The organism is Hydrotalea lipotrueae (genome assembly GCF_019249625.1).
Classification (GTDB): domain Bacteria; phylum Bacteroidota; class Bacteroidia; order Chitinophagales; family Chitinophagaceae; genus Hydrotalea; species Hydrotalea flava.
Window position 1 is genome coordinate 56,695 of the sequence record NZ_JAESDL010000001.1, and the last position, 12,157, is coordinate 68,851.

Genomic DNA, 12,157 nt, shown 5'->3' on the forward strand with positions numbered 1-12,157 from the left:
TTGTAAATCGCTATCTTTTTTTGCGATAATTATAAATATTATTTGCTTTTTGCATTAACTGCAAAAGCTCTTGCTCTGAAGTATTGGCAGGATTAATAGCAGTTTGTGCCAAATTAATGGTATCTTGAAAAGTATAGTTTTTTACAAATTTCGATTGCCTGAGTAATGAACCAAACACCACAATAGAAGTAGCTAATTTTATTTGCGGAGGCGCATCATTAAATGCAATAGGGTGGTAGGGTAATTGAAAGCTTTGCGTAATTTTTTGAGTATGTTTAGGCAATTGAAAGGTTAGGTTTAAAGAGCCTGCTAATGTTTCTGTTGTATGAATGGTTTCTGCAGGTACAATTTCAAACACTGCCATCATGTTATGCCCACTGCCAACTTCGCCACCTTCTAATAAACTGGTGGTATCAACAATTGCCGTTTTTTTATTATCGAAGCCAATTAATCTGTATTTCTTAATTACAGCCGGATTAAATTGTATATTGGCATACGCGTTTACTGCCACCGCATACATGGTTTTGGTAAATTCTTTTATTAGAATTTTTTCGGCTTCGTGTATATTGTCTATGTAAGCAAAATTGCCATTGCCTTTTTTGGCTAAAACTTCCAGTTTGCTGTCTTTATAATTGCCCATGCCAACACCGAGGCAGGTTAAAAATATGCCCGATTGTTTTTGAAAAGTAACTAAGTTCTCCAATTCCTGTTCGGTAGTTTGCCCAACATTAAAATCACCGTCGGTAGCTAATATAATCCGGTTATTACCATTGGGTATAAAATTGGTTTTAGCAATGCTGTAAGCGGTTCTGATAGCGTTTTCGCCAGGTGTATCGCCATCGGCATACAATGAATCAATAATATTATTGATTTTTTGTTTGTTATTGCCTGAGGTGGTTGATAATGCAACATGAACGCCTCCGCCATAAGTAACAATCGACACTTTATCTTCTACTCTTAGATTTTCTATCAATAATTTAAAAGCCGATTGCAGTAAGGGTAACTTGGTGGGGTGGTCCATTGAGCCCGATACATCAATTAATAAAACTAAGTTGTTGGGTGGAATGTTATCCAGATTAATTTTAGGTGCCTGCAATTGAACAAACAATAAAAAATTTTTATCATTCCAGGGGCAGTCGGTTATGGTAGATGCTGCACTAAAACTACTGCTGTCTTTGGGTTTAGGAAAATTGGTTCTTCTTAAATCAAAGTAATTCAACATTTCTTCAATACGAACGGCATTTGATGGAACATACATGCCATTATTGATAAAACGGCGGATATTACTGTAGGAAGCTTTATCAATATTTAGTGAAAAACCTGTTTCAGGATACAGCCTGGCATTTACAAACTGATTTTCTATTAATGAACTGTAGCTTTCACCTAAAGTAGAAAAATAAGATTCGCCGTTATCTTCCAGATTGATGGTTCTGGAACTCAATTTATTGGCATAAAGGCTGGCCGTTTCAGGCAGCATTTTCAGTATAATTTCATTAAATACTTTTGTATTTACTTCCTTTTTATACACTTTATATCCATCATAAAAAACGGTAATGGTATCTTGCGGATAAGGGCATAATATGCCAAATGCACCAAAATTGCCACTGTAAAACGGCATATTCCCTTTCGAGGCTAAAAATATTTTAGCCCTTTCTAATTGCCTTCCTTTTTCATCTTTTATTTCGCCACGTAAAAAATACTGGCTATATGAAGGAATGGCAAAGCATAAAAATATACATACCGGCAGGCAATGCTTCATGAGTTGTTGGTGAATAGGAATCTTAAAGATAAAAGATTCTTATCATTCCAAATAAAATTAATGATTTGCTTCTATTAAAAATGGACAGAACTATTCCACCAACTGATAAATAGCACCCAGATTTCTGCCAAAACCATCATAATCTAACCCATAACCTACCACAAACTTGTTGGGAATGGAGAAGCAGCAATAATTAACCGGAACGGGATATTCTGTTGCTTCGGGTTTGTGCAATAACACTGCAATTTCTAAAGAGGCAGGTTGCTGGTTATAAATTTGGGGTAAAAAACTATGAAGGGTTTTTCCGGTATCAATAATATCTTCCAGAATAATGACATGCCGGTTGGTGATGGAAACATCCAGACCAATTGAAGTGATAACATTGCCGGTTGATTTGGTGCCTTTGTAGGAGGCTAATTTAATAAAACAAATTTCCGCCTCAATGGGTAATGCTTTAAATACATCTGCAGCAAACATAAAAGCCCCATTTAAAATGCAAATAAAAAGGGGTTTTTTATCCTGATAATTGGAAGCTAATTGCTCAGCCAATGCTATCACTTTTATATGAATGGCAGCTGCATCTATAAAAGGTACAAAATGTTTGTCTAATACCTGAATTGTATTGGCCATGTGCATTGTATTATTTAGCGAGATGTAGTACTGCTGTTTTCAGGAGCAATAGTAGTATATTTTGGAGATGCCGGAGCCAGAAAGCGCAAATAAATTTTTTCTCCCGGTAGTGGCTGCATATTTTTTTGCAATTTGTTAAATTGAAGCAGGTATTCCATTCTAATGCCTTCCTGTTGGCAGATGTTGTATAAGGTTTCTGTATTTTTTACAATATGAAAATCTTTATCGCCCTTCTTCATTTTCTTCTCTAAAAAAATGAGTTGACCGGCTTGCAGAATATTTTCATCTTCCAAATCATTGTACTCTAATAAGCGGCTTAAGTTAATTTGATACTGATTGGCAATGGATAATAAGGCTGTGCCTTTTTTTGCATAGACAACTTTCAGGTGATTGATGGTAAATATCCCTTTGGGATAAACCGTTTCAGGTTCAGCAACTGATTTGGTATTGGCAGATGCAACCGCGGTGTTGGTTTGCATAACAGCTTTTGCAGGGGAAGCTGCCGGCTCGGGCGTGGTGGGCATTGTAGCTTTCACTTCTTTATCGTTATTGAATGTGGCAGTACTTTGTTGGGCAAAATTGGCCTGTTGTTCTTTTCCTTTTGTCAGTGCCATTACACTGTATTCGTTCAAATTATAACGGTTAATCAGCTCAATTAAGCGTTGGGCATAATCTTTTTCAGTAGCATAGCCGGCTTTTTTTAAGCCATAAGCCCAATTGGTATAATCGGTTGGGTTTAATGCAAACAAGTTTTGATAATTAGACCTTGATTTTAGAAAATTAGAATGGTCCTGAAAAGAGGCGGCTGCATTTGGGTAGCTTCTGAAACATTCGTGCCTGGCATCATCATCATGAAAAACCCGATCGCCGGTCCAGTCGTTTTTACATTTAATACCAAAATGATTGTTCGATTTTTTGCAAAGGTCACTCTCTCCATTTGATGATTCTAAAATGCCCTGAGCCAGCGTAATGGAAGCCGGTACACCGGTTCTAATCATTTCCTGCATGGCAATATCTTTATATTGGTTAATATATGCCAGGGTTTTATCCGATTGTGCAATGGCTGCATGGAGCCCAAAAAACAAAAATAAACAACTCAAAAACTTCATTTTTTATCGCTTTCTAATTAGTAAAAGTCCGTCTCTAACTGTCAGTAAAACCTGATGGGTTCTAACATCATTGGCTACCCATTCATTAAAAGCATGAATGGCGCTTGCATTTTTTCCTTTAATGGGTTCTTCTAAAACCTGACCGTGAAACAGCACATTGTCTGCAATAATTACACCATTTTTTTTCAATTTGGGTAATACCAGCTCATAATATTGAATATAACCGGTTTTATCGGCATCGATAAAAACAAGATCCCATTCAAAAGGAAGGGTTGGAATAATGTCTAAAGCATTTCCGATGTGCAAATGTATTTGTTTTGCCAATGGCGATTTGATAAAATTTTGTTGTGCAGTTGCTGCATCTCCTGCTCTTAACTCAATGGTATGCAATTCGCCATCTTTTGTTAATCCTTCCGCCAAACATAAAGCACTGTATCCGGTAAAAGCTCCAATTTCTAAAACGTATTTTGGCCGGATGATATTACTTAGAAAGGATAATAATTGTCCCTGCACGCTGTTGCTCATCATGTGTGCATGCGGATGCAACTCATTGGTTTGTGCATAAATTCGCTGCAAATGTTCATTTTGAACAGAGGTAAATTTTTCTGCATATTTTTCTGCTAACGGATTCAATAATTCCATACGATTATTTTTGTTGTTTAACGGCCGGTTTCGCAATTAGCCATAAGCCTAAATAGGTTAATAATCCGTTGATAAGCAATAGCTCAATTCCAATTTTAAAGCCGCCGGTAAGATTAGGTATCAGTTTTTCTAAAAAATAACCCAATACTGGTGCTATAAGGCATACAAAAGTAATGGCATAACTTTCTTTCAATATTTTTTTACTGAAAATACCAAAAGCAAATAATCCAAGCAGTGGGCCGTAGGTATAACCGGCCAAATCTAATATTACGTTGATGATGGATTTGCTGTTAATTATTTTAAAAACAAAAATGCAAATCAGAAAAATAATTGTGAAAGTTAAGTGTACGTTTTGTCTGATTTTTTTTTGCTGATTTTCTGCAAGTTGGCCTCTTCTGATGCCCAATATATCAATACAAAATGAAGAAGTAAGCGCAGTTAAAGCACCATCTGCACTGGGAAATAATGCTGAAATAAGTCCGATAATAAAAATCATGCTCACTGCTTTAGGTAAATAGTGCAAAGCAATGGTGGGAAATAAGTCATCTCCGGTATAATTTAATCCGTTTTGTGCAGCAAACAAATACAACAAGCCCCCTAACAATAGAAACAAAAAGTTAACTAATACAATAATGACACTAAAACTGAGCATATTGGTTTGAGCACCTTTCAGTGTTTTTACGCTAATGTTTTTTTGCATCATTTCCTGGTCTAAACCTGTCATAGCAATGGTAATAAATGCGCCACCAATTATTTGTTTTAAAAAGAAGCCTTTACTATTGATATCGGTATTAAAAAAATGGGTATAACCTTTTAGTTGAAGTTGTTGAATGGTTCCTGAAAAAGAAAGTTGTAAATGGTGCATAATATAAAGTACACAAACCACTAAACCTATCAACATAAAGCTGGTTTGCAGGGTATCTGTAAATACAATAGTTTTTACGCCTCCTTCAAATGTGTACAATAAAATCATTATTAAAATAACGATGCTGGTTAACCAGAATGGAATACCCATTTCGTCTAATATAAATATTTGCAATACATTAATTACAAGGTATAATCTTGCGGTGGCGCCTACCGTTCTGGAAATTATAAAGAATAAGGCGCCTGTTTTGTAGGCAATAAAACCAAAACGGTTTTGCAGGTAGTTGTAAATTGAAGTAAGTTGTAATTTATAATAAAGCGGCATTAAAACAAATGCAACAACAATATACCCCAATAAGTAGCCAAATACTACCTGCATATAATAAAACCCATTGGTACTAACTGTTCCGGGTACGCTTACAAAAGTTACACCGCTTAGCGATGTGCCAATCATTCCAAAAGCCACCAGCATCCAGTTACTATTTCTGTTGCCTATGAAAAATGAATCATTAGTACTATTTTTTCCGGTATACCAGGCTACGGCTAATAATATTACAAAGTAGGCAACAACAAAACTTAATAAGAGTAGGGGTGGCATAAGCGCAACTTTCAATGAATAATTCAACACAATATCATAAATATTTTACAGTGCTTTATTCATACTTTTAATAAAGGCAATTAATATTGTGCTTAAAATAATAAAGATGCAATATAAAAAGATAGCTGTGTTTTGCGGAAGTAAAAATGGGAATAATGCAATTTTTGTAGAACATGCACGGCAACTGGGCAGTTTAATGGCTTCAAAAAATATGGATTTGGTGTATGGAGGTGGCAATGTGGGCTTAATGGGCGCAGTGGCCAATGCGGTATTGGAAAATGGCGGCAAAGTTACCGGTGTTATTCCCGAACTTTTGGTGGAACAGGAGCGGCAGCACTTGGGTTTAACCGAATTGAAAGTAGTGGACAACATGCATACCCGTAAAAAAATGATGTACGAGTTATGTGATGCAGCCATTGTGTTACCTGGTGGTAATGGCACAATGGATGAATTGTTTGAAATGCTTACCTGGAATAATTTACGGATTCACGATAAAAAAATAATCCTGCTAAACTCAGCAGGATATTATCATGCATTGATAGCGCATTTACAAAATATGCAGCATTATGGATTTTTATATGAAAACTGGGATAGCTTTTTATACCAGTTTGCTACTCCTTCAGAAATTATTGCTTTTTTGGATGGAGATAAAAATTAAAACCTGCTCTTATAATAGGTAAAGCGGTACTGGTTACACCATTGTAACTTCTGTAAGGTGAATAGGGACTGTTTAATACATCTACCATAATGACCGTATAAAATGTGCTTTGTCCAATAATGCGTTGTGCATAACCCACACCGGCTAAAAAGCTGGAAGCATTGGTGTTAAAACTGGTAGCCTGATTATTGGTCATATTGAGGTAATTGTATTTAATCCAGTTTTGTTCAAATTGCCCCTGAAGAAACAATTGTTTAATGGGAAAAATTCGCACAAATGGTCCGCCACCGTAATTAAAGCTTCTTTGTCTGATATCATTATTGTAATAAGGATCTGCTTTAATGGATTGATAATTGAGGTTAATAGAAACACCAGCATCTAACCACTCATTGAACGAGTAGCCAATTTCGGGTGTACCACCAATATTAAAACTATAGGTGCCAAAACCCAGTGACAAACCTCCTCCAATAAACATGTTTTGTTTCTGAAAGCCTGTGCCGGCGGGGGCATTTGTGCTACTGGTATAAGGCGAATTAGAATAAGTAGGAGGTATTTGCCTTTGTTGTGCTTTTAATGACAAGCTGCTGCCCAAAGCCACTGTAAAAAATGCCATCAATAAAAAAGTTTTTTTCATACCTGTGTTTTTATGGAAATGAATTGGATGGTTTTAAAAATTATACAATACAAACCTAAGTGCTTAATGCATATCAAAAATTTTTCCGGGGTTTAAAATATTGTTAGGATCAAATACTTTTTTGATAGAGCGCATTATTTGCAAATTCGCTTCCTGCATTACCAATGGCATGTATTTTTTTTGAATTAAACCTATACCATGCTCGCCGCTAATGGTGCCACCTAATTTTTTTACTAAAATAAACAAATCTGCCAATGCTTTTTGAATATGCGGTTGATTAAAGCTGGTAGTGGTATTCGGATCTTTTATTCTGATATGCAAATTACCATCACCGGCATGGCCATAACAAACGGCTTTAAAACCATATTGCTGTGCCAATTGTTTCACACCCAAAATTAAATCGGGCAAAAATGCTCTGGGCACAACACTATCCTCTTCAATGGTATATCCATCTAATTTCACAGCTTCAGCTACACGGCGCCTTAATTTCCAAAGCTCATTTTTTTGTGCTTCATCTTCTGCAAAAAATAAATCGCCTACTTCAAAATTTTCTAAAAGCAGTGCAATAGCTTCCATTTCCTGCATTAAAATGTCTTTGTGATTGCCGTCTAATTCAATCAGTAAATGTGCAGCAATTGCATCATTTACCGGAATTGCATGACTATTCATCATTGTACTTACTATTTTTAGTGCATCAATTTCTACCAATTCAAGTCCGCTGGGTACAAAACCTGCTCTAAAAATAGCACTTACCGCTTCACCTGCTTTTTGTAAATTGTTGAAAGCTGCCAGCATTAAAACATCATATTTGGGCAAGGGAATTAATTTTAATACAATTTTGGTAACAATTCCTAAAGTACCTTCACTTCCTACCATTAACTGGGTAAGGTTATACCCGGTTGAATTTTTTAACACATTGGCACCGGTTTCAATAATGGTACCATCTGGCAGAACAACCTCCAGATTCAATACATAATCTTTCACTACACCATATTTTACAGCTTTGGGTCCACCACTGTTTTCGGCAATATTTCCCCCAATAAAACAACTGCCTTTGCTGCTGGGGTCGGGCGGATAAAATAAACCCTTCTCTTTTACTGCATTTTGTAGTACTTCGGTTATTACACCAGGTTCGGTAGTTACCTGTAAATTTTGCTCATCAATAGATATGATTTTATTGAATTTTTCTAAACTTAATACTACGCCACCTTTGTGTGGAATAGCGCCACCGCTTAAACCGGTTCCGGCCCCCCTGGGGGTAACCGGGATGCAATTTTGATGGCATAAAGTCATAATTGCGGCAACTTCTGCAGTATTTTTGGGCTTTACAACTATTTCAGGCGTTTGTTGTATGGTTTCCGTTTCATCGTGCCCGTATTTAAATAGGTCTGCTTCATTTACAATATAATTTTCATTGCCAACAATCTGAATTAATGTTTCAATCATTTCAGGGGTCATCATTTACAAAATGGTTTTATAAAAAAGTAGTAAAGGTAAATTCAAATGCAGATAATTCCCCTTTTTAAACAGGATAATCATTTTAACCGGGATAAAAAAGTATGTAGAAATGCAAAAAATAAATAACTTTTTATTTTTCGAATGCTGTAAAAGAAATAACGGTTTTAATCAGGTGCATGTAAATTCTACTTTGGTTTATTTAAAAAATAATTGTTATTACTGAAAACAATTAAATTTTTTTAAAAGTGTAATGGATACACGTTGTTTGTTAAACTGGAATGCATGACTATATCTTTGTAAAACTAACAAATGATTGTTTGTATGATTGCCACAATGAATCAATCGCTATTGCCTGAACAGTTAAGCACACTTGGTTTTTCACTTAATTTACAAATACATTATCAACTTTCAACGAAAACATTGACCGAACAAACACTCTTAAGATCGGAAGGTGTTTTAAATAATACGGGTGCGTTGTGTGTGGAAACTGGAAAATTTACCGGAAGAAGTCCTTTAGACAGGTTTATAGTAAAAGACAGTTTAACCGAACATACTGTTGACTGGAATAATTTTAATATTCCTTTTGATGCCGAAAAATTTGATGCATTAAAGCAAAAGCTAATTGATTATTGTAACCATCAAAAAAGTTTGTGGGTTAGAGATGCTTTTGCCTGTGCACATCCCGACTATCGCATCAAAATCAGAGTTATCAATGAAAACCCGTGGAGTAATTTATTTGCTTATAATATGTTTATTCGGCCAAGTGCCGAGGAGTTGCATGAATTTGAGCCCGATTGGCACATTATTCAAGCACCTAATTTTTTGGCTAATCCCGCAACAGATGGCACCCGACAAGGCAATTTTGCTATTATTTCTTTTACCGAAAAAACCATTATAATTGGCGGAACGGCATATACCGGTGAAATAAAAAAAGGAATTTTTACTGTTTTGAATTTTTTATTGCCTTTACAGCATCAAACCCTGAGTATGCATTGTAGTGCAAATGTGGGTGATGAAGAGGATGTTGCTTTATTTTTTGGTTTAAGCGGTACCGGCAAAACAACATTGAGTGCAGGTGCAAGCAGAAAATTAATAGGGGATGATGAGCACGGTTGGGATGCCAACAGTGTATTTAATTTTGAAGGCGGTTGTTATGCAAAATGTATAGATTTGGATGCAGCCAAAGAACCAGAAATTTTTAAGGCCATTCAACCTGGCGCTTTAGTGGAAAACATTGTATTTTATCCAAATACCAATCAAATCAATTTTTCAGATAAATCCATTACAGAAAACACAAGGGTAAGTTATCCATTACATTATATCAGCAATGCCTTAGTACCTTCTTTTGCCGGTATTCCCCAAAACATTTTCTTTTTAACCTGCGATGCTTATGGTGTATTACCACCTATCAGTAAATTAAGTACCGAACAGGCCATGTACCAGTTTATTAGCGGCTATACCGCAAAAGTAGCCGGTACCGAAGCAGGCGTAACAGAGCCAAAAGCTACCTTCAGTGCTTGTTTTGGAGCGCCGTTTATGCCCTTGCATCCAGGTAAATATGCTGCATTGTTGGGTAACAAAATTAAAAAACATGGAGTTAAAGTTTGGTTGGTAAATACAGGCTGGACCGGTGGTGGTTATGGCGTGGGTAAACGAATGAATTTGCAGTATACCCGTGCCATGGTTGGTGCTGCATTGTCTGGAAAACTCAATCATGTAGAATTTGAAACGCATTCGGTTTTTGGCGTTCAAATTCCTAAAACCTGCCCCGGTGTTCCGGTTCAGTTATTACATCCCAGATACACCTGGAGTGATAGGAATGCTTATGATAAGGCAGCACATCAACTATCTGCATTGTTTAATCAAAATTTCGAAAAATACAAATCAGGTGTTCCTCAGGATATTGTTTGTGCCGCACCCAAAACTACTGCCTGATTTTAAATTTTGGTCTCTTCGATTGCTCTGGCAAATGAGAAAATCCCGTTGTTTCTGCGGGATTTTTTGTGTAGGATAATTATTTACAATTGATTTAAAATAATCCAAATAATGTAGCATCTATTTTGCTGATAATTTCACCCAAATGTTCTTCGTTTTCAGCAAATTTATTTTTATCGCAGTCAACAATTAAAATAGGACCTTCTTTATAATTATCGGCAAATTGTTTATAATAATCGTTTAGTTTTTTCAAATAATCTAAGCGAATATTGTCTTCATATTCCCGGCCTCTTTTTTGAATTTGAGCTACTAAGGTAGGCACTGATGCTTTTAAATAAATGAGCAGATCGGGTGGTTGAATCATGCTTTTGAGGGTTTGAAAAAAAGTATAATAATTTTCAAAATCTCTTTTAGGCATTAAACCCATATCGTGCAAATTGGGTGCAAAAATAGTAGCATCTTCATAAATGGTTCTGTCCTGAATTACGGTTTCGGTACCTCTTTGAATATCTAATAACTGATTCAGGCGGCTGTTTAAAAAATAAATTTGCAGGTTAAAGCTCCAGCGTGGCATATCTTCATAAAAATCCATCAAATAAGGATTGTGGTCCACGTCTTCAAATTGCGGAATCCATTTGTAATGCTTGCTCAGCATTTCAGTAAGTGTTGTTTTTCCTGCACCAATATTGCCGGCTACTGCAATATGTTTTGGTTTTTTTATTTTAGCCATTTATAGTAAAATATTTTAATTAGAAATGGATTGCTGTTTATCGGTGAATGTAATAAATAATTAGCAAGTAGTGCTTGTTTTTAATAAATCATTCTAATTGCTTTTCTTACTTCCTGAAGTGTGGCATGGGCACTTTCCCTGGCCTTTTCAGCCCCTTGTTTCATGATTTGGTGTAAAAGAATTTTATCATTTTGTATAGCTGCTGCTTTTTCTCTGATAGGTTGTATAAAGGCTACCATATCTTCAGCCAGTTGCTTTTTAAAATCGCCATAGCGTATGTTGCATTGTTTATAATCTTCATTAAATGTATCATACACTTCTGCTTTACTGACTATTTTCATCAAGGTAAATAAATTTTTAATATAGTCAGGCTTCAATGAATTGGGAACAGTAGGTCCGCTGTCTGTTTTCGCCTTCATGATTTTTTTGCGAATAATGTCATCTTCATCTGCTAAAAAAATGGTGGCCATTTGGTTTTCGCTTTTACTCATTTTCCCATTTCCATCTAAGCTCATTATTTTAATCAGGTTATCACCAAAATTAAAAGCATGGGGTTCAGGAAAAATATGGCCATACCTGAAATTAAAACGTTCGGCAAAATTGCGGGCCATCTCTAAATGTTGTTCCTGATCTTTGCCAACAGGCACTTTAACAGCTCTGTGTATCAATATATCTGCAGCCATTAAAACAGGATAGGTTAATAACCCTGCATTGATATTATCGGGTTGCAGTTTGGCTTTATCTTTAAAAGTAGTTGTTTTTTCCAATTCACCTTTATAAGCCAACATGTTCAGGTACAAATAGAGCTCTGCAATTTCAGGCACATCACTTTGTACATACAATGCTACTTTTTCGGGGTCTAATCCACAGGCTACATTTTCTGCAATTACTCTGTACACACTTTCCTGAAGGGCTTTCGTATCGGGATGGGTAGTTAGGCTATGCCAGTTGGCTACAAAAAAATAACAATTATAGGTATCCTGCATTTTTACATAATTACGCATGGCACCAAAATAGTTGCCCAAATGCAAGTATCCGGTGGGGCGTATACCGCTTAACACTGTTTCTTTTTTCATAGCGGCGAAGATAATTTAAGTAACCTGTTTGTACATTCCTGCCTTCGTTTTTTTTCTAAGCAAT

Annotated in this window: 11 protein-coding genes; 2 read left to right on the forward strand and 9 right to left on the reverse strand. The window is 36.0% G+C overall.

The window, feature by feature from the left end:
• Positions 1-10: 10 nt before the first annotated feature.
• The 5 genes from JK139_RS00265 to JK139_RS00285 form a co-directional block, all read right to left on the reverse strand.
• The gene (locus tag JK139_RS00265) at positions 11-1,759 is read right to left on the reverse strand and encodes a vWA domain-containing protein (protein WP_218330309.1); all 1,749 of its coding nucleotides are present in this window, start codon (positions 1,757-1,759) and stop codon (positions 11-13) included.
• A 90-nt stretch (positions 1,760-1,849) separates the two neighbouring features.
• Positions 1,850-2,389 carry a hypoxanthine phosphoribosyltransferase gene (gene hpt / locus JK139_RS00270; RefSeq protein WP_218330310.1) on the reverse strand — a complete coding sequence of 180 codons (540 nt, stop codon included), beginning with the start codon at positions 2,387-2,389 and terminating at the stop codon, positions 1,850-1,852.
• Between the two features lie 14 nt (positions 2,390-2,403).
• Positions 2,404-3,489 carry a glucosaminidase domain-containing protein gene (locus JK139_RS00275; RefSeq protein ID WP_218330311.1) on the reverse strand — a complete coding sequence of 362 codons (1,086 nt, stop codon included), beginning with the start codon at positions 3,487-3,489 and terminating at the stop codon, positions 2,404-2,406.
• Positions 3,490-3,501: 12 nt separating this feature from the next.
• Positions 3,502-4,140 (reverse strand): O-methyltransferase, encoded by a 639-nt coding sequence (locus tag JK139_RS00280; protein WP_218330312.1) that lies wholly within the window; start codon positions 4,138-4,140, stop codon positions 3,502-3,504.
• Positions 4,141-4,144: 4 nt separating this feature from the next.
• Complete coding sequence (locus JK139_RS00285; protein ID WP_218330313.1) at positions 4,145-5,602, reverse strand: sodium:solute symporter; 1,458 nt, start codon at positions 5,600-5,602, stop codon at positions 4,145-4,147.
• 106 nt (positions 5,603-5,708) lie between these two features.
• Here JK139_RS00285 and JK139_RS00290 point away from each other — a divergent pair, with 106 nt between their 5' ends.
• Positions 5,709-6,260, forward strand: a complete 552-nt coding sequence (locus tag JK139_RS00290) for an LOG family protein (RefSeq protein WP_218330314.1) — start codon at positions 5,709-5,711, stop codon at positions 6,258-6,260.
• On the opposite strand, the gene JK139_RS00295 is transcribed toward JK139_RS00290, so the two are convergent.
• Together JK139_RS00295 and JK139_RS00300 are read right to left on the reverse strand one after the other, a co-directional pair.
• Positions 6,229-6,894 (reverse strand): hypothetical protein, encoded by a 666-nt coding sequence (locus tag JK139_RS00295; RefSeq protein WP_218330315.1) that lies wholly within the window; start codon positions 6,892-6,894, stop codon positions 6,229-6,231. The genes JK139_RS00290 and JK139_RS00295 overlap by 32 nt on opposite strands.
• Before the next feature lie 63 nt (positions 6,895-6,957).
• On the reverse strand, positions 6,958-8,355 hold the full coding sequence (locus JK139_RS00300; protein WP_218330316.1) for an FAD-binding oxidoreductase: 1,398 nt from the start codon (positions 8,353-8,355) through the stop codon (positions 6,958-6,960).
• Between the two features lie 318 nt (positions 8,356-8,673).
• Between JK139_RS00300 and pckA the strand changes: the two genes are divergently transcribed.
• A complete protein-coding gene (gene pckA / locus JK139_RS00305; RefSeq protein WP_228733062.1) occupies positions 8,674-10,287 on the forward strand; it encodes a phosphoenolpyruvate carboxykinase (ATP) in 1,614 nt (537 codons plus the stop codon).
• A gap of 94 nt (positions 10,288-10,381) precedes the next feature.
• On the opposite strand, the gene JK139_RS00310 is transcribed toward pckA, so the two are convergent.
• Complete coding sequence (locus JK139_RS00310; RefSeq protein WP_068241453.1) at positions 10,382-11,017, reverse strand: deoxynucleoside kinase; 636 nt, start codon at positions 11,015-11,017, stop codon at positions 10,382-10,384.
• Positions 11,018-11,097: 80 nt separating this feature from the next.
• A complete protein-coding gene (trpS, locus tag JK139_RS00315) occupies positions 11,098-12,093 on the reverse strand; it encodes a tryptophan--tRNA ligase (protein WP_074417740.1) in 996 nt (331 codons plus the stop codon).
• Between the last annotated feature and the right edge of the window lie 64 nt (positions 12,094-12,157).